The sequence below is a fragment of the Enterobacter sp. CFEC122 genome (genome assembly GCF_052983755.1).
On sequence record NZ_JBRIQR010000041.1, the window covers coordinates 25,284 to 42,823 of the forward strand.

Here is a 17,540-nt window from a genome sequence, read left to right on the forward strand (position 1 = left end):
TACGGCATAACCGAATTACTCTTCTTTCGCACCGCGCATAGCACGTTTACGATCGTTCTCGGTCAGGTGACGTTTACGGATACGGATAGACAGCGGAGTCACTTCTACCAGTTCGTCGTCATCGATGAATTCCAGAGCCTGCTCCAGGGTCATCTTGATCGGTGGAACCAGAACCGTTGCTTCGTCAGTACCGGACGCACGCATGTTGGTCAGTTTCTTACCGGTCAGGCAGTTTACGGTCAGGTCGTTAGAACGGCTGTGAATACCGATGATCTGGCCTTCGTAAACTTCAGCACCGTGACCCAGGAACAGCTTACCGCGATCCTGCAGACCGAACAGCGCAAACGCAACCGCTTTACCCTGACCGTTGGAGATCAGTACGCCGTTGTTACGCTGGCCCACTTCGCCCGGACGCACGTCGTCGTAGTGGCTGAAGGTGGAGTACAGCAGACCGGTACCAGAGGTCATGGTCATGAACTCAGAACGGAAGCCGATCAGGCCACGGCTTGGGATCACGTAGTCGAGACGTACGCGGCCTTTGCCGTCTGGATTCATGTTTTTCAGGTCGCCTTTACGCTCACCCAGCGCCTGCATCACAGAACCCTGGTGCTGCTCTTCAACGTCCAGCGTCACGTTTTCGAACGGCTCTTGTTTACGGCCGTCGATTTCGCGGAAGATAACTTTCGGACGGGAAACCGCCATCTCGAAACCTTCACGACGCATGTTTTCGATCAGAACAGACAGGTGCAGCTCACCACGACCGGATACGCGGAAGGCATCAGCGTCTTCGGTTTCTTCAACGCGCAGCGCAACGTTGTGCACCAGCTCTTTGTTCAGGCGGTCAAGGATCTGACGAGAGGTAACGAACTTACCTTCTTTACCACAGAACGGAGAGGTGTTGACGTTGAAGAACATGGTAACGGTTGGTTCATCAACAGACAGGGCTGGCAGCGCTTCCACGTTCTGCGGATCGCAGATGGTGTCAGAGATGTTCAGCTCGCCCAGACCGGTGATCGCGATGATGTCGCCCGCTTCAGCCAGATCGCTGTCGATACGCTCCAGACCCAGGTGAGTCAGCACTTTGCCAACTTTACCGTTGCGGGTTTTGCCTTCGCTATCGATGATAGTAACCTGCTGGTTTGGCTTCACTTTACCGCGTTTGATACGGCCGATACCGATGACGCCAACGTAGTTGTTGTAGTCCAGCTGGGAGATCTGCATCTGCAGTGGACCATCCAGATCAACATCCGGTGCCGGTACGTGATCGACAATCGCCTGATACAGCGGGGTCATGTCTTCCGCCATATCTTCGTGGTCCAGACCCGCGATACCATTCAGCGCCGAAGCGTAAATGATAGGGAAGTCCAGCTGTTCGTCGGTCGCGTCGAGGTTAACGAACAGGTCGAATACCTGATCAACAACCCAGTCAGGACGTGCGCCAGGACGGTCAACCTTGTTGATAACAACAATTGGTTTCAGGCCATGGGCAAATGCTTTTTTGGTCACGAAGCGCGTTTGCGGCATTGGGCCGTCAAATGCGTCAACCACCAGCAGCACGGAATCCACCATGGACATCACGCGCTCAACTTCACCACCGAAGTCGGCGTGCCCTGGGGTATCAACGATGTTGATACGGTAGTCATTCCATTTAATAGCGGTGTTTTTCGCGAGGATAGTAATCCCACGCTCTTTCTCCAAATCGTTGGAGTCCATCACACGCTCTTGAGTTTCGGCACGTGCATCAAACGTACCGGATTGCTGCAGCAGCTTATCAACCAGGGTAGTTTTACCATGGTCAACGTGCGCGATGATGGCGATGTTACGCAAATTTTCGATCACAACTTTGCCTCAGGCATTAGAAATAGCGCGTTATTGTACACGGATTAATCGCACTACAAAACAGGATCACAAACATCCTCCGCAAACAAGTATCGCAGAGATGCTTTGTGATCGCTTTCACGGAGCGAAAAAGGGCACTTTAACGAAAATTGCACCAATATGGTGCTCGGTGTTCACACTGAAGCACTATACTGGTGCAACATTACCATTGTGGTGCAGCCCTTTTGCACTATGGTGCGCATGATAACGCCTTTTTGGGGTGTTTTAAAAGTTGGCACAGATTTCGCTTTATAAAAATTACATGGCAACAGCCAGTACAAACAGAAACTGAAGACCTCGTTACCACGACGACAATGACCAATCTGGAGAGTTAAGTATGTCCGCTGAACACGTTTTGACGATGCTGAACGAACATGAAGTGAAGTTTGTTGATCTCCGCTTCACCGACACCAAAGGTAAAGAACAGCACGTCACAATCCCTGCTCATCAGGTGAACGCCGAATTCTTTGAAGAAGGCAAAATGTTTGACGGCTCCTCCATTGGTGGCTGGAAAGGCATTAACGAATCCGACATGGTTCTGATGCCAGATGCAACCACTGCGGTCATTGATCCGTTCTTCGAAGAACCTACCCTGATCATCCGTTGCGACATCCTCGAGCCAGGCACGCTGCAGGGCTACGACCGCGACCCACGTTCTATCGCGAAACGCGCTGAAGAGTACCTGCGTTCTACCGGCATCGCGGACACCGTTCTGTTCGGGCCAGAGCCAGAGTTCTTCCTGTTCGATGACATCCGTTTTGGTGCCTCTATCTCTGGCTCCCACGTGGCTATCGACGACATCGAAGGCGCATGGAACTCCTCCACCAAATACGAAGGTGGTAACAAAGGTCACCGTCCAGGCGTGAAAGGCGGTTACTTCCCGGTTCCTCCGGTCGACTCTGCACAGGACATTCGTTCCACCATGTGTCTGGTGATGGAAGAGATGGGCCTGGTTGTTGAAGCTCACCACCACGAAGTGGCGACTGCGGGTCAGAACGAAGTGGCTACCCGCTTCAACACCATGACCAAAAAAGCGGACGAAATTCAGATCTACAAATACGTTGTGCACAACGTTGCGCACCGTTTCGGTAAAACCGCGACCTTCATGCCAAAACCAATGTTTGGCGACAACGGTTCCGGTATGCACTGCCACATGTCTCTGTCCAAGAACGGTACCAACCTGTTCTCTGGTGACAAATATGCCGGTCTGTCCGAGCAGGCGCTGTACTACATCGGCGGCGTAATCAAACACGCTAAAGCGATCAACGCCCTGGCGAACCCAACCACCAACTCCTACAAGCGTCTGGTCCCGGGCTACGAAGCGCCAGTGATGCTGGCCTACTCTGCGCGTAACCGTTCTGCTTCTATCCGTATCCCGGTGGTGGCGTCTCCTAAAGCGCGTCGTATCGAAGTTCGCTTCCCGGATCCAGCGGCTAACCCATACCTGTGCTTCGCAGCACTGCTGATGGCCGGTCTGGACGGTATCAAGAACAAGATCCACCCAGGCGAAGCGATGGACAAAAACCTGTACGACCTGCCGCCAGAAGAGGCGAAAGAGATCCCACAGGTTGCTGGCTCTCTGGAAGAAGCCCTGCAGGCGCTGGACGCAGACCGCGAGTTCCTGACCGCAGGTGGCGTATTCACTGACGACGCTATCGATGCTTACATCGCCCTGCGTACTGAAGAGAACGACCGCGTGCGTATGACGCCGCATCCGGTTGAGTTCGAACTGTACTACAGCGTTTAATTAAGTTGTTTTACCCGGCGTGACAAGCGCCGGGAGTAGTTGCCGTGGAAACTTTTAGCCCATCTCCGGATGGGCTTTTTTCTCCACCAACAACCTGATCTCACGCGCTTTTGACGCCGAAAACGCTATACTGCACTAAATTAGTGCAAACGACTCCAGGAGACTGCTGAATGGCAACTGGCACGCTGCCCGATGCTGGGCAGATCCTCAATTCTTTGATTAACAGCATTTTGCTGGTGGATGACGAGCTGGCCGTTCATTACGCCAACCCGGCGGCACAGCAGCTGCTCGCCCAAAGCGCACGCAAACTGTTCGGCACCCCGCTTCCGGAACTTCTGAGCTATTTTTCGCTGAATATTGGCCTGATGCAGGAAAGTTTACAGGCGGGCCAGGGTTTCACCGATAACGAAGTGACGCTGGTGATCGACGGGCGCTCGCACATTCTGTCGCTGACCGCGCAACGTCTTCCCGAAGGCTTGATCCTGCTGGAAATGGCGCCGATGGATAATCAACGTCGCCTGAGCCAGGAGCAGCTTCAGCATGCGCAGCAAATTGCCGCCCGAGACCTGGTGCGCGGCCTGGCACATGAAATCAAAAACCCGCTGGGCGGATTACGCGGCGCGGCGCAGCTTTTGACCAAGGCGCTGCCCGACCCTGCGCTGGCGGAGTATACCAACGTCATCATCGAGCAGGCGGACCGCCTGCGGAATCTGGTTGACCGTCTTCTCGGGCCACAGCAGCCGGGAATGCACGTCACAGAAAGCATCCATAAAGTGGCCGAGCGGGTAGTGAAGCTCGTCTCGATGGAGCTGCCAGAGAACGTCACGCTGGTGCGTGATTACGACCCAAGCCTGCCGGAACTGGCCCATGACCCGGATCAGATTGAGCAGGTCCTGTTGAACATTGTGCGCAATGCCCTGCAGGCGCTGGGACCGGAAGGGGGCGAGATTATTTTGCGCACCCGCACCGCCTTCCAGCTCACGTTACACGGCGTGCGCTATCGGCTTGCGGCCCGTATCGACGTCGAGGATAACGGCCCCGGTATTCCATCGCATCTTCAGGACACTCTGTTCTACCCGATGGTCAGCGGCCGTGAAGGCGGAACCGGCCTGGGCTTATCCATTGCCCGCAGTTTGATCGACCAACACTCTGGAAAAATTGAATTTACCAGTTGGCCGGGACATACCGAGTTTTCGGTTTTCCTGCCGATTAAAAAATAAAGGTGACGTTTATGCAACGAGGGATAGTCTGGGTAGTCGATGACGATAGCTCCATCCGTTGGGTGCTTGAACGCGCGCTCACAGGGGCAGGATTAAGCTGCACGACGTTTGAGAGCGGCAGCGAAGTGCTCGACGCACTCACCACTAAAACGCCCGATGTTCTGCTGTCGGATATCCGTATGCCGGGCATGGACGGGCTGGCGCTGTTAAAGCAGATCAAACAACGCCACCCTATGCTTCCGGTCATCATAATGACGGCTCATTCCGATCTGGATGCCGCGGTGAGCGCTTACCAGCAAGGGGCATTCGATTATCTGCCCAAACCGTTTGATATCGACGAAGCGGTGGCGCTGGTTGAGCGCGCGATTAGCCATTATCAGGAGCAGCAGCAGCCGCGCCACGCGCCCGATTTTGGGCCAACCACCGACATCATCGGCGAAGCGCCGGCGATGCAGGACGTGTTTCGCATTATTGGCCGTCTGTCCCGCTCCTCCATCAGCGTCTTGATTAACGGCGAATCGGGGACAGGTAAAGAGCTTGTGGCGCATGCGCTGCATCGCCACAGCCCGCGGGCAAAAGCGCCGTTTATCGCCCTGAATATGGCGGCGATCCCGAAGGACTTGATTGAATCCGAACTGTTCGGCCATGAAAAAGGGGCGTTTACCGGCGCAAATACCATTCGCCAGGGACGCTTCGAACAGGCTGACGGCGGCACGCTGTTCCTGGATGAGATCGGCGATATGCCGCTGGACGTTCAGACCCGTCTGCTGCGCGTGCTGGCCGACGGGCAGTTTTATCGCGTGGGCGGTTATGCGCCGGTGAAGGTGGACGTGCGTATTATCGCCGCGACCCACCAGAACCTGGAGCAGCGCGTGCAGGAAGGCAAATTCCGGGAGGATTTATTCCATCGTCTGAACGTCATTCGCGTTCATCTGCCGCCGCTGCGTGAACGCCGGGAAGATATTCCCCGCCTGGCGCGTCATTTCCTGCAGGTGGCCGCCCGCGAGCTGGGCGTAGAAGCCAAGCAGCTTCACCCGGAAACCGATGCTGCCCTCACCCGCCTCGCGTGGCCGGGCAACGTGCGTCAGCTGGAAAATACCTGCCGCTGGTTAACCGTGATGGCTGCCGGTCAGGAAGTGCTGATTCAGGATTTACCGGCCGAGCTGTTTGAGGCGACCGCGCCGGAAAGCAGTAGCGGACACGCGCTGCCGGACAGCTGGGCGACGCTGCTGGCGCAGTGGGCTGACCGCGCGCTGCGTTCCGGTCATCAAAACCTGCTGTCAGAGGCTCAGCCTGAGATGGAGCGTACGCTGTTGACCACCGCGCTTCGTCATACCCAGGGTCATAAGCAGGAAGCCGCTCGCCTGTTAGGATGGGGACGCAATACCCTGACGCGCAAGCTGAAAGAGCTGGGAATGGAGTAATATCCGCGCTTGTGTAAAGGTTATTAATTGAGCGCAAATTGCCGTTATTTTGCGCTTTACTGTTCCGATGAGTTTTGTATGATCGTGCCCGGAAATTGGGGGTGAACATCATGCTGGAAACATTCGTGAATATGCTCTCTAGCGGAGCCGCTGAAAGCCACACGCCACAAACCGCCGTTGCGGCGGTGCTGTGTGCGGCGCTGGTTGGGCTGTTTAGCTAGCGAGTTGGCGATGAAAAGCCGGGTGGCGCTTCGCTTACCCGGCCTACATTTCGCACTTTTGTAGGCCGGGTAAGGCGAAGCCGCCACCCGGCATTGCAGTTTAAATCACCCGCGAGAACTGCTGCATACGCGCTTTCTGACGCAGATACGCGTCGAAGCACATGCAGATATTGCGGATCAACAGGCGCCCTTTTGGCGTGACCTCAATCGCGCTCTCCGACACATCCACCAGCCCGTCTTTCGCCAGCGGCGCCAGCAGCTTCAGGTCTTCCGCGAAATAATCGCTGAAGTTCAGCGCCCACTGCGCTTCCACGTCCCTGAAATCGAGACGGAAGTTGCAGATAAGCGCCTTAATCACATCGCGACGGATGCAGTCGTCACGGGTTAATGCGATGCCGCGCCACAGCGCGTTGCCGGTCTCATCCACCTGCTGGTAATACAGCTTTAGCTCTTTCTGGTTCTGCGCGTAGCAGTCGCCGATCATGCTGATGGCGGAGACACCCAAGCCGAGCAGATCGGTATCGCCCTGGGTCGTGTAGCCCTGGAAGTTGCGGTGCAGTACCCCTTCGCGCTGAGCAACGGCCAGCTCGTCATCAGGACGGGCAAAGTGATCCATCCCGATAAACTGATAGCCGGTGTCGGTCAGCGAGGTGATGGTTTCCTGCAGGATATCCAGCTTCTGCTGGGCAGAAGGCAGATCCGCATCTTTGATTTTGCGCTGAGCGGCGAATAGCGTCGGCAGGTGCGCGTAGTTAAAGACGCTGAGGCGGTCCGGGCTGAGTTCAGCCACGCGCTTCAGCGTAAAGGCGAAGCTCTCCGGCGTCTGCTTTGGCAGGCCGTAAATCAGGTCGATGTTGGTCGAGGTAAAGCCGATGTCACGTGCGTGGTTGAGTAAGGCGAAGATAAACTCTTCGTCCTGCTCGCGGTTCACCAGACGCTGAACCTCTTTATTGAAATCCTGCACGCCCATGCTCAGCCGGTTGAAGCCTTCCGCGCGTAAATGATCCAGGACATCCAGCTCAATTTCACGCGGATCGACTTCGATCGAGATTTCGGCGTCGTCGTTAAAATTGAAATTTCCGCGCAGCAGCGTCATCAGACGGCTTATTTGCGCTTTGTTCAGATAGGTTGGCGTGCCGCCGCCCCAGTGAAGCTGGCTGACGTGACGGCCTTTAAACAGCGGCGCGCGATGCACAATTTCCTGTTCGAGCGCGTCAAGATACTGGTCGGCTTTATGCTGCTGGCGGGTCACGATTTTATTGCAGCCGCAGAAGTAGCAAAGCTTGTGGCAGAACGGAATATGGACATAGAGCGACAGCGGACGCTCAGGATAGCGCGCGACAGCCTGCTGAAAATCCTCCTCGCCGAAGGCATCGGAGAACTCCAGCGCGGTGGGGTATGACGTATAACGCGGCCCGGAATAGTTATATTTCTGGATTAGGGCCAAATCCCAGTCGATAGTTGGTGCTGACATGCTCACTCCTTCCGTTGGTGTCGCGTTCGTATACGGCGGCCCGTTCTGACCCCATTGCGGGCCATCATTCGGGTGCGCAGCCACTTCTGTCGCCGCGACAACCGCCGTAGTTTAACGAATAACCACACCAGATAACATATAACCGGAAGGGTTATAAGCAGGACTATCGAGCCTGCCGGGTGCAAATGTTAGTTTCCACCCTTCAGAAGACGCATCATATCTTCCTGCTTTTCGTCTTCTTCTTCGTCGTCTTCGTCATCGTAAGACAGACCCAGCTTCTGCATCAGCTCGTCGATGCGATCCAGTTTGGCATCCACCCATGACTGCTCTTCAGCGGTCAGGGTTTCACCCTCTTCAAGACGTTCCAGCAGCGCGTCCAGGCGCTCATCGTTCTCCAGCAAATCCAGCTCAGCCTGCGGTGAAAGCATAGGTTTCTCGCTCTTTGGTTTGTGCTGCTTAGTGACCGGGGTGTCTGTCACGCCCAGTGGAATGGGAGTTTTACTGCCGATACGAGGATCTTTCTGCTGCTTGCTTTTTGCAGAAGCGCCCGCTGCACCACCACCGTTGGCACGGCTACCCGCAGCATGACCGCGATGTTTTTTGTCGCGTTTGCGGTCGCGCGCTTCCTGGTTCAGTTCTTCGCGCGTTTTGCGGCGTGCTTTTGCAGGGCGTTTCGCGCCCGCAGCGGAGGTTGGTTTTTTCATGATGTTTTATCTTTAAGTCGTTTTCTTCAGTATAGAATTGCGGCGAAATCTAGCAGAAAGCAAGCAAAGAAAAAAGGCGACAGAGCAATCTGTCGCCTTTTTTCCTGACTCACAACCCTTAGCGGGTCAGACATTCCATGTTTGCCAACAACAAACCCTGTTTATCCCTTGGCTAATACCGTCCGTGATACGGTTCCATTTCCTGTTAAAACGCCTCCAGGCGCTGGTCGTCCTGACAATCCTGCGTCTTCGCCTCCTGGCGCTCCTGACCCTTATCCTTAAGTCATCATCCTGTTGGCTTCCTCGCCTTGCCGCATACTTTACCGTGTTCGCTTAAACTAACAAGCAACGAAACGGTACAAAAACGGATTTTCAGATAATTACCTGGAAATAAGCTGATGATTTAAAACAGTTTGCCTTTTTCTTGCTCCTGCGATTTCTCTGAAATCTCCCATAGTACGTATAGCCAATCTCTCACAGCGGCCAGGGCTTAAGCCTACAGGCTGAGTGCAATGAAAAAAGTCTTTTGCCCGCATTCAGGTATAATCCCCCTCAGATTACGATTTTTGGAGACGACCACGTGACTACCTGGAACTACCAACAGACGCATTTTGTCACCAGTGCGCCCGATATTCGCCACCTCCCCTCTGATACCGGTATTGAAGTGGCCTTTGCTGGCCGCTCTAATGCGGGGAAATCCAGCGCCCTGAATACGCTGACCAATCAGAAGAACCTGGCGCGTACCTCAAAAACACCTGGCCGTACCCAGCTGATCAACCTGTTTGAAGTCGCAGAGGGCAAACGCCTGGTCGACTTACCGGGGTACGGTTATGCGCAGGTACCCGAAGAGATGAAAATCAAATGGCAGCGTGCGCTGGGTGAATACCTCGAAAAACGCATGTGCCTGAAAGGTCTGGTGGTATTGATGGATATTCGCCACCCGCTGAAAGATCTCGATCAGCAGATGATCGACTGGGCGGTGGCAAGCGATATCGCCGTGCTGGTGCTGCTGACGAAAGCCGATAAGCTGGCAAGCGGCGCGCGTAAAGCGCAGGTGAATATGGTTCGCGAAGCGGTGCTGGCGTTCAACGGCGATGTGCAGGTTGAGCCGTTCTCCTCGCTGAAAAAGCAGGGCGTGGACAAGCTGCGTCAGAAGCTCGACACCTGGTTTAGCGAGCTGGAACCCGCGACGGAAGCGGAAGAAGAGTGATATCGAGCGCGGCAATGGCCGCGCTTTTTTTTGCCGGAAAATTTCTTTGCCGCAATAAAAAACGCCCCAGTCATTACTGACTGGGGCGGCTAAAATATTCAGCCAAATCCGATTACGTGAAGTAAAAGGTCTGAAAGATAGAACATCTTACCTCTGTACCCTACGCCGATAACTCTACCCCTTTTTGTGTTGCAGAAAAAGCACTTTTTGTAGTTTTTTTTCATTCTTTACATAGGGAATTCTAATGATCGTCACAAAACGCGCGTTGCCATGTTGCAAACTTACATAAAAAGCGCGTTATGCGAAGAACCCTTAGTGAGCCTGATCCCAGTTTTCACCACTTCCCACATCCACCAGCAACGGCACGTCCAGCGTCATGCTGCTTTCCATCAGTTCGTGGATCTTCTTCGACACGGCGTCGAGGTCGTCCTTGTGCACTTCAAATACCAGTTCATCGTGTACCTGCATGATCATTTTCACACGCGGTTTCTCTTTCTCGAGCCAGGCATCCACGGCGATCATTGCACGCTTAATAATGTCCGCCGCGGTCCCCTGCATCGGGGCGTTGATCGCGGCACGCTCTGCGCCCGCGCGGCGCGCCGCGTTGCTGGATTTGATGTCCGGTAAGTAGAGACGGCGGCCATCCAGGGTTTCAACGTAACCTTTCTCTTTCGCCTGCGCGCGGGTACGTTCCATATATTCCAGCACGCCCGGGTAGCGTTCGAAGTAGAGATCCATATACTTCTGCGACTCTTTACGCGGAATATTGAGCTGGCGTGAAAGGCCGAACGCGCTCATGCCGTAGATCAGACCGAAGTTGATCGCTTTAGCGCTGCGGCGCTGTTCGTTGGTCACGCTGTCCAGCGGCAAGCCGAAGACTTCCGCCGCGGTTGCCCGGTGGATATCCTTCCCTTCGGCAAACGCGGTCAGCAGGCCTTTGTCGCGGGACAGATGCGCCATAATGCGCAGCTCAATTTGCGAGTAGTCAGCAGAGACAATCAGATAATCCTCTGGTGCGATGAAAGCCTGGCGAATACGGCGGCCCTCTTCGTTACGTACCGGGATGTTCTGCAGGTTGGGATCGGTTGACGAGAGACGACCGGTCGCCGCGACAGCCTGATGATATGAGGTGTGCACGCGGCCCGTTTTCGGGTTGATCATCAGCGGAAGCTTATCAGTGTAGGTAGACTTCAGCTTCGCGAGACCACGGTACTGCAGAATCACTTTTGGCAGCGGGTAGTCCAGCGCCAGCTCTTCCAGCACCTCTTCAGAGGTTGAAGGCGCACCGCCAGGGGTTTTCTTCAGCGGCTTGATGCCCTGCTTTTCAAACAAAATGGTTTGCAGCTGCTTCGGTGAAGAGAGGTTAAACGGCTCGCCTGCAAGCTCATGCGCTTTTTGCTCCAGCTCGGTCAGGCGCTGCGCCAGCTCCCCGGAGTGATTATGCAGCACCGTTGGATCGATTTTCACGCCGTTGCGTTCAATGCGGGACAGCACGGGTACCAGCGGCATCTCAATATGCTGGAACACATTCAGCGGACCTTCGTGCTTTTGCAGTTTTGGCCACATTTTCAGGTGCAGCTGCAGCGTAACGTCAGCGTCTTCCGCCGCGTAGCGTCCTGCCTCTTCGAGAGCAATCTGGTTAAAGGTGAGCTGATTTTTCCCTTTGCCGGCAATCTCTTCGAAGGTGATCGTTTTGTGCTTGAGCCAGCGGTCAGATAAGGAATCCATATCATGGCGGCCCGCGACGCTGTCCAGAATGTAGGATTCAAGCATGGTGTCGAAGGCGATCCCGCGCAGTTCAATGCCGTAGTTTTGCAGAATGCCGCGGTCGTACTTGAGGTTTTGCCCAACCTTGAGCGCCTTTTCGTCTTCCAGAATCGGCTTCAGCAGTTCAAGCACGCGTTCACGGGAGATCTGTTCCGGCGCATCCAGGTAATCGTGCGCCACGGGAACATAGGCCGCATGACCTGGCTCTGTCGCAAATGACAGGCCTACCATATTGGCAGAGATGTTATCGAGACTGTCCGTTTCGGTGTCAAAGGCAAAGACCGGCGCCTTTTTCAGTTTCTCGATCCAGGCAATGAGCTGTGACTCTTCAAGAAGGGTTTCATAATTGTCGAAGGAAAGCGCCACGGCTTCTTCTTCCGCCTGCTCTTCTGCATCAACGACAATCGTCTCCTTCGGCTTTGTGGAAGGTTTTGCCCCTTTTGCCTGCAGCCATTTACCGGCTTCCACGTCAGTGGTCCAGCGCTTAAATTCGTATTTCTTAAACAGGCTTAGAAGCTCGTCCGCAGAAGGCTGCTGCACTTCCAGCTGTTCACAGCCCAGTTCGAGCTCGACATCGGTTTTGATTGTGGCCAGCTTATAGGAGAGATAAGCCACCTCTTTGTTCTCTTCCAGCTTCCCAGCCATGGTTTTGGCACCACGGAAGGAGAGACCGGCGATTTTGTCTGATTCCGCGTAGAGCGTATCCAGCCCGCCCAGCCCCTGAAGCAGCGCCTGCGCGGTTTTCTCACCGACGCCAGGGACACCAGGAATGTTATCCGAGGAGTCGCCCATCAACGCGAGGAAGTCGATAATCAGCTCTGGCGGCACGCCATATTTTGCAACCACCTCTTCCGGCCCAAGAATGGTGTTGGTCATAGTGTTAATCAGGGTAATCCCTGGCGTCACCAGCTGCGCCATATCTTTATCACCGGTGCTAATCAGTACCGGACGACCCATCTTTTCGGCTTCACGCGCCAGCGTACCGATGACGTCATCCGCTTCAACCCCAGAAACGGCCAGCAGCGGCAGACCCATCGCTTTCACCATCGCATGCAGCGGCTCTATCTGCGCACGCAGATCGTCAGGCATTGGCGGACGGTGGGATTTGTAATGTTCAAACAACTCGTCGCGGAACGTTTTGCCTTTCGCATCAAACACGACGGCCGCATGGGTTGGCTGATACTGGAGGATCAGGCTGCGCAGCATATTCAGCACGCCATACATTGCGCCGGTAGGTTCCCCTGCGCTGTTGGTCAGAGGAGGAAACGCATGGTACGCCCGATACAGGTAAGAAGAGCCATCGACGAGAATAAGAGGGTTTTCTGGGATCTGAACCATAATGTCCGTGCCTTTAATCAATTTATGCGTAAAGGATGCCACAGAAGGATGAAAACATCAGTTATTCAGGCCCGATACAGGAAAAGATTTTGCGATCGTGAGGATCGCTCGTAAAAATCAAACTGTGGATAAGTTTGTGAGTATTTTCACTTCATATGAATAACAGACGTAAAAAATACATATAAGGCAATATTTAGATCTTAATTATCAGATTGTTATGTTATGAGATCGCCTCTATATGGCCAACTGATGGCAATTTAGTCTATGTGGATATAAGCCTTGATTTACGCGGAACGACAGCGAAATCTTCTGCGCCGGGGTAAAAGCCGCCAAATCACCCTGTGAAAGCGCCATTCATTTGTCTGTTTTCTGGTAAAATCAGCGCCCAGCGTCGACTAGCCGGTCGCTCACTTACAGCTAACTACCTGAAAAAGCTCATCATGTCGAGATTGCTCGCTGCAATAACATTACTGCTAAGCATCATTTTAACTATCCTGGTGACGATCGCCTGTTCCGTACCGATCATTCTCGCCGGGATCATTAAACTGCTGCTGCCTGTACCCGTGGTGTGGCGAGCCGTGTCCGCATTTTGTAATTTCATGATGTATTGCTGGTGCGAAGGACTGGCGATCCTGTTGCGCCTTAACCCGCACCTGAAGTGGGATGTCAAAGGGCTGGAGAACCTTAACAAAAAGAACTGGTACCTGCTGATCTGCAATCACCACAGCTGGGCGGACATCGTGGTGTTATGCGTGCTTTTTCGCAAACACATCCCGATGAACAAATATTTCCTGAAACAGCAGCTCGCCTGGGTGCCTTTTATCGGGCTGGCCTGCTGGGCGCTCGATATGCCGTTTATGAAACGCTATTCGCGCAGCTATTTGATTCGTCATCCGGAACGTCGCGGTAAGGATGTGGAGACCACGCGCCGCTCCTGTGAAAAGTTTCGTGCGCATCCGACGACCATCGTGAACTTTGTTGAAGGCTCCCGGTTTACGGAAGAGAAGCGCCAGCAAACGCGCTCTCCGTATCAGCATCTGTTGCCGCCAAAGGCCGCGGGGATTGCGATGGCGCTTAACGTGCTGGGAGCACAGTTCGATAAACTTCTTAACGTCACGCTCTGCTATCCGGAAAACGATAAGACGCCGTTCTTCGATATGCTCAGCGGCAAACTGACGCGTATTGTCGTGCACGTTGACCTGGTTCCGATTGACGCTGAACTGCACGGTGATTACGTAAACGATAAGAACTTCAAACGTCGTTTCCAGCAGTGGCTTAATACGCTCTGGAAAGAGAAAGACGAACAGATAGACAAGATAAAATCTTCATACAAAAACGCCGGTCAGTGACCGGCGTTTTTACATCAGCGAAATTACTTCTTCTCAACCAGGTATTTCACGGTATCTGCATACTGCTGTACGAAAATATCCATGCTGCTGGTGTCCATGCCCTGCATGTTCAGCTGATATTTGCCGTTAACAAACATCGCCGGAACGCCCTGAAGCTGGAGGTCAGCAGCCGCTTTTTCCTGCTGGGCAACCAGTGATTTCACCACGAAGCTGTTCCATGCGGCATCGTACTCTTCACCTTTCACGCCGGCATCAACGAACACTTTACGGATATCCGCAGTGGTCTGAACGGTCTGGGTTTTCTGTACGGCTTCAAACATTGGCGAAGTGATCTTATCTTCTACGCCCAGTGCCATCGCCACCGCCCATGCCTGAGTCAGGTCTTTACCCAATGGGCCCAGGAACTCGACGTGGTACTTGGTCATTTTGGTGCCTTCCGGCAGCTTTTTCTTCACGTTGTCAGAGACATGCAGCACCTGCTCGAACTGGTAACAGTGTGGGCAATAGAACGAGAAGAACTCCAGTACCTGTGGCTCGCCAGCGACCGGCTTCTCCAGCGTGATGTACTGTTTGCCGTCGGTAAACTGTGCAGCAGAAGCGCTAAATGCCAGAATCATACCTGCCAGCGCCAGCCAAATTTTTTTCATGATTAACTCTCTCCTGGGTGTGTCCATTAATACATCGGCGTTAATTGCAGAGGGGGCTCCTGAAGAACCTTAACCTGCTCAGTAAATGTAGATATCTGGCTACGCCAGTAATCCTCTCCGGTAAGCCACGGGAAATTACGAGGAAATGCCGGATCGTCCCAACGCCTGATTAACCATGCGAGATAATAAACAAAACGCATCGCACGTAAAGGCTCAATCAGGGCAATTTCGTCTGAATTAAACGGGCTAAATTCTTCATAAGCTTCAATAATGGTTTCAAGCTGCATGCGCTGCTCGGCTTTGTCGCCATTGAGCAACATCCACAGATCCTGAACCGCTGGCCCCATACGCGCATCATCAAGATCGACAAACAGCGGGCCGTCACGCCAGAGAATATTCCCGGCGTGACAATCGCCATGCAGGCGCAGGACGGAAATATCATCGCGCCAGCAGGTTTTCACTGCAGCAATAAGCTTATCGGTGGCGTTGAGGAAATCATCCTTTAGCGCTGCGGGGATCATTGCAGACGTTTCGAATAATGTGCGCGGTTCAAGAAGGTATTCCTGAATCCCCATAGTCGGGCGGGCAATAAAGGCTTTTTTGCGTCCCGTCTGGTGTATACGCCCAAGATAGCGGGCAACCCACTCCATCTGATCGATATTATCCGCTTCAAACTGACGGCCACCCAGACTTGGGAATACTGCATAGTAATACCCTTCGTGCGTAAGGAGCGTTTGGTTATTGAATTTTAGCGGTGCGGCAACGGGGACATCGTCATCCAGCAGATCGTGAGCGAACTGATGCTCTTCCTGAATTTGTTCAGCGGACCAGCGTTCAGGACGATAGAATTTTACGACATAGCGCTGACGATCCTCGTCCTGAAATTGATAGACGCGGTTTTCGTAGCTGTTTAACGGTGTTAGCCCGGAATCCACCCGAATACCCTGTTCAAACAGGGCATCCATAATGGTGTCCGGGTGTAATGTCTGGAAAGTAAAAGCCTGGTCGTTCATCCGATCATCCGGAAATTATACGAATGATTCAGGATATCATCTTGTGGCGATTTCGGTGCCGCCGCTTACAAGCTTTTACTCTTTAATTACGCCTCGGGCGCGCAGCAATGCAGTCTTAAAATCTTCCTCATAATCTTTCTGAATACCAGGAATAACAGCATCTTTGGCAGAGTCGCGCATTTTAAGGTGGTAGATCAGGATGTCGTCAGAAAGGTCTGCCAGATCGCCGTCAAAACCTGACTCTTTTGCCAGTTTCTGTAAAAATTGCATCAGATTGAGCTCTGGCTCTTTTTGCCAGGCTGGCTGGAGGAGTTCAATAACTTCATTCAGACGTTTACATTTCATGGTGGTGCTCCTTTCATTTAGAGTGACACGTTAGCAGGGTCAATCCCACAATAAAAGAGGCGATATTCGTGAATGTTAGCCAGGAAATCATCGGGGTCGTTCTGGCAGGCGGCAGAGCAACGCGAATGGGCGGTAAAGATAAGGGGCTTCAGCTTCTTAATGGAAAACCCTTGTGGCAGCATGTCGCTGACACGCTTGCAGATCAGGTTGCAGCAATAGCCATCAGTGCCAATCGCCATATCGATATTTATCAGCGCAGCGGATACCCCGTTTATCAGGATACTCTCGAGGATTACCTAGGACCGTTGGCCGGCATGCTCTCGATCATGCAGCAGTCTGAGGCAGAGTGGTTTGTTTTCTGCCCGTGTGATACGCCGTTTATTCCCTCCTGCCTTGTCGAGCGTCTCGTGCAGTCTCGTAATGGTGCACCGGTTGTCTGGGTGCATGACGGTGAGCGCGACCATCCTGCTATTACGCTGATTCATAGATCATTAGTTCCAGCGCTGCAGGATTACCTGACGGTGGGAGAGCGAAGAGTCATGGTGTTTATGCGTCAGTCAGGCGGCCATTCCGTTGATTTTAGCGACTGGAAGTCTGCATTTGTGAACGTGAATACGACGGAAGATTTACAGACCATGCAGGAGAAAAAATGACGCCTGTTTTAGCTATCGCCGCCTGGAGTGGTACCGGGAAAACGACGCTACTTAAAAAGCTGATACCCGCACTTTGTGCCAGAGGCATCCGCCCAGGCCTGATTAAGCATACCCACCACAATATGGACGTCGATAAACCGGGTAAAGACAGCTATGAACTGCGTAAGGCAGGTGCCGCGCAAACCATGGTGGCAAGTCGTGAGCGGTGGGCATTGATGACGGAAACGCCCGATGAAGCACCGCTGGATCTCGCGTATCTGGTCAGTCGGATGGATCACTCCACGCTTGATCTGGTGCTGGTTGAGGGGTTTAAGCATGAGGCCGTTGCAAAGATCCTGCTGTTCAGAAGCGATGCCGGGCATGATTTTAGCGAGTTAACGCTGGATGAGCATGTCATTGCGGTGGCTAGCGATGTGGCAGTGGAACTTGAGGTTCCAGTGCTGGATTTAAATGATGTGGACGGGATTGCGCAGTTTATTGTGGCGTGGAGTGCGGTCTGACTTGCCGGGTGGCGGCTTTGCCTTAACCGGCCTACCGTTTTTTGGCGCAT

The 17,540-nt window shown here is 53.5% G+C and carries 16 protein-coding genes; 8 read left to right on the forward strand and 8 right to left on the reverse strand.

The genetic code is table 11. The features are described from left to right. Positions 1 to 15: 15 nt before the first annotated feature. A complete protein-coding gene (typA, locus tag ACVCAM_RS21685; protein WP_008501854.1) occupies positions 16 to 1,839 on the reverse strand; it encodes a ribosome-dependent GTPase TypA in 1,824 nt (607 codons plus the stop codon). Between the two features lie 376 nt (positions 1,840 to 2,215). On the opposite strand from typA, the gene glnA reads away from it, so the two are divergent. The 4 genes from glnA (at position 2,216) to ACVCAM_RS21705 (ending at position 6,490) form a co-directional block, all read left to right on the forward strand. Beyond that, the gene (gene glnA / locus ACVCAM_RS21690) at positions 2,216 to 3,625 is read left to right on the forward strand and encodes a glutamate--ammonia ligase (protein WP_008501856.1); all 1,410 of its coding nucleotides are present in this window, start codon (positions 2,216 to 2,218) and stop codon (positions 3,623 to 3,625) included. A 170-nt stretch (positions 3,626 to 3,795) separates the two neighbouring features. Then, positions 3,796 to 4,845: a nitrogen regulation protein NR(II) gene (gene glnL, locus ACVCAM_RS21695; RefSeq protein WP_008501857.1), complete on the forward strand. Its 1,050-nt coding sequence runs from the start codon at positions 3,796 to 3,798 to the stop codon at positions 4,843 to 4,845. An 11-nt stretch (positions 4,846 to 4,856) separates the two neighbouring features. After that, positions 4,857 to 6,269 (forward strand): nitrogen regulation protein NR(I), encoded by a 1,413-nt coding sequence (gene glnG / locus ACVCAM_RS21700; RefSeq protein ID WP_008501858.1) that lies wholly within the window; start codon positions 4,857 to 4,859, stop codon positions 6,267 to 6,269. Positions 6,270 to 6,379: 110 nt separating this feature from the next. Continuing rightward, positions 6,380 to 6,490 (forward strand): YshB family small membrane protein, encoded by a 111-nt coding sequence (locus ACVCAM_RS21705; RefSeq protein WP_032622955.1) that lies wholly within the window; start codon positions 6,380 to 6,382, stop codon positions 6,488 to 6,490. Positions 6,491 to 6,590: 100 nt separating this feature from the next. Here the strand turns inward: ACVCAM_RS21705 and hemN are convergent, their stop codons facing one another. Together hemN and yihI are read right to left on the reverse strand one after the other, a co-directional pair. Further along, positions 6,591 to 7,964, reverse strand: coding sequence for an oxygen-independent coproporphyrinogen III oxidase (hemN, locus tag ACVCAM_RS21710; RefSeq protein ID WP_126289704.1), 1,374 nt, complete (start codon positions 7,962 to 7,964; stop codon positions 6,591 to 6,593). Positions 7,965 to 8,152: 188 nt separating this feature from the next. After that, positions 8,153 to 8,668, reverse strand: a complete 516-nt coding sequence (gene yihI, locus ACVCAM_RS21715) for a Der GTPase-activating protein YihI (protein ID WP_008501860.1) — start codon at positions 8,666 to 8,668, stop codon at positions 8,153 to 8,155. 580 nt (positions 8,669 to 9,248) lie between these two features. On the opposite strand from yihI, the gene yihA reads away from it, so the two are divergent. Next, positions 9,249 to 9,878, forward strand: coding sequence for a ribosome biogenesis GTP-binding protein YihA/YsxC (gene yihA, locus ACVCAM_RS21720; protein WP_008501861.1), 630 nt, complete (start codon positions 9,249 to 9,251; stop codon positions 9,876 to 9,878). A 98-nt stretch (positions 9,879 to 9,976) separates the two neighbouring features. Here the strand turns inward: yihA and ACVCAM_RS21725 are convergent, their stop codons facing one another. Both ACVCAM_RS21725 and polA read right to left on the reverse strand, forming a co-directional pair. Then, entirely contained in the window at positions 9,977 to 10,024 is a 48-nt protein-coding gene (locus tag ACVCAM_RS21725) for a spot 42 RNA, inhibition of DNA synthesis (protein WP_071892919.1), read from the reverse strand. 166 nt (positions 10,025 to 10,190) lie between these two features. Continuing rightward, positions 10,191 to 12,983, reverse strand: coding sequence for a DNA polymerase I (gene polA, locus ACVCAM_RS21730; RefSeq protein ID WP_447093666.1), 2,793 nt, complete (start codon positions 12,981 to 12,983; stop codon positions 10,191 to 10,193). A gap of 440 nt (positions 12,984 to 13,423) precedes the next feature. Here polA and ACVCAM_RS21735 point away from each other — a divergent pair, with 440 nt between their 5' ends. Continuing rightward, complete coding sequence (locus ACVCAM_RS21735; protein ID WP_023326349.1) at positions 13,424 to 14,332, forward strand: acyltransferase; 909 nt, start codon at positions 13,424 to 13,426, stop codon at positions 14,330 to 14,332. A gap of 23 nt (positions 14,333 to 14,355) precedes the next feature. Here the strand turns inward: ACVCAM_RS21735 and dsbA are convergent, their stop codons facing one another. The 3 genes from dsbA to ACVCAM_RS21750 all read right to left on the reverse strand — a co-directional run bounded on the left by dsbA (position 14,356) and on the right by ACVCAM_RS21750 (position 16,337). Next, complete coding sequence (dsbA, locus tag ACVCAM_RS21740; RefSeq protein WP_008501864.1) at positions 14,356 to 14,979, reverse strand: thiol:disulfide interchange protein DsbA; 624 nt, start codon at positions 14,977 to 14,979, stop codon at positions 14,356 to 14,358. Between the two features lie 26 nt (positions 14,980 to 15,005). Then, positions 15,006 to 15,992, reverse strand: coding sequence for a serine/threonine protein kinase (locus ACVCAM_RS21745; RefSeq protein WP_023326350.1), 987 nt, complete (start codon positions 15,990 to 15,992; stop codon positions 15,006 to 15,008). Positions 15,993 to 16,067: 75 nt separating this feature from the next. Continuing rightward, positions 16,068 to 16,337, reverse strand: a complete 270-nt coding sequence (locus ACVCAM_RS21750; protein ID WP_008501866.1) for a YihD family protein — start codon at positions 16,335 to 16,337, stop codon at positions 16,068 to 16,070. 68 nt (positions 16,338 to 16,405) lie between these two features. Here ACVCAM_RS21750 and mobA point away from each other — a divergent pair, with 68 nt between their 5' ends. Together mobA and mobB are read left to right on the forward strand one after the other, a co-directional pair. Beyond that, positions 16,406 to 16,990 carry a molybdenum cofactor guanylyltransferase MobA gene (mobA, locus tag ACVCAM_RS21755; protein ID WP_025912322.1) on the forward strand — a complete coding sequence of 195 codons (585 nt, stop codon included), beginning with the start codon at positions 16,406 to 16,408 and terminating at the stop codon, positions 16,988 to 16,990. Next, the gene (gene mobB / locus ACVCAM_RS21760) at positions 16,987 to 17,490 is read left to right on the forward strand and encodes a molybdopterin-guanine dinucleotide biosynthesis protein MobB (protein WP_025912323.1); all 504 of its coding nucleotides are present in this window, start codon (positions 16,987 to 16,989) and stop codon (positions 17,488 to 17,490) included. The genes mobA and mobB overlap by 4 nt, the downstream gene beginning before the upstream one ends. The last annotated feature ends 50 nt before the right edge of the window (positions 17,491 to 17,540 follow it).

What these genes read in the sequence shown, in the direction of transcription:
- glnA (WP_008501856.1), top strand. Translation starts at nt 2,216, where the DNA reads ATGTCCGCTGAACACGTTTTGACGATGCTGAACGAACATGAAGTGAAG.
- glnL (WP_008501857.1), top strand. Translation starts at nt 3,796, where the DNA reads ATGGCAACTGGCACGCTGCCCGATGCTGGGCAGATCCTCAATTCTTTG.
- glnG (WP_008501858.1), top strand. Translation starts at nt 4,857, where the DNA reads ATGCAACGAGGGATAGTCTGGGTAGTCGATGACGATAGCTCCATCCGT.
- ACVCAM_RS21705 (WP_032622955.1), top strand. Translation starts at nt 6,380, where the DNA reads ATGCTGGAAACATTCGTGAATATGCTCTCTAGCGGAGCCGCTGAAAGC.
- hemN (WP_126289704.1), bottom strand. Translation starts at nt 7,964, where the DNA reads ATGTCAGCACCAACTATCGACTGGGATTTGGCCCTAATCCAGAAATAT.
- yihI (WP_008501860.1), bottom strand. Translation starts at nt 8,668, where the DNA reads ATGAAAAAACCAACCTCCGCTGCGGGCGCGAAACGCCCTGCAAAAGCA.
- polA (WP_447093666.1), bottom strand. Translation starts at nt 12,983, where the DNA reads ATGGTTCAGATCCCAGAAAACCCTCTTATTCTCGTCGATGGCTCTTCT.
- ACVCAM_RS21735 (WP_023326349.1), top strand. Translation starts at nt 13,424, where the DNA reads ATGTCGAGATTGCTCGCTGCAATAACATTACTGCTAAGCATCATTTTA.
- dsbA (WP_008501864.1), bottom strand. Translation starts at nt 14,979, where the DNA reads ATGAAAAAAATTTGGCTGGCGCTGGCAGGTATGATTCTGGCATTTAGC.
- ACVCAM_RS21745 (WP_023326350.1), bottom strand. Translation starts at nt 15,992, where the DNA reads ATGAACGACCAGGCTTTTACTTTCCAGACATTACACCCGGACACCATT.
- ACVCAM_RS21750 (WP_008501866.1), bottom strand. Translation starts at nt 16,337, where the DNA reads ATGAAATGTAAACGTCTGAATGAAGTTATTGAACTCCTCCAGCCAGCC.
- mobB (WP_025912323.1), top strand. Translation starts at nt 16,987, where the DNA reads ATGACGCCTGTTTTAGCTATCGCCGCCTGGAGTGGTACCGGGAAAACG.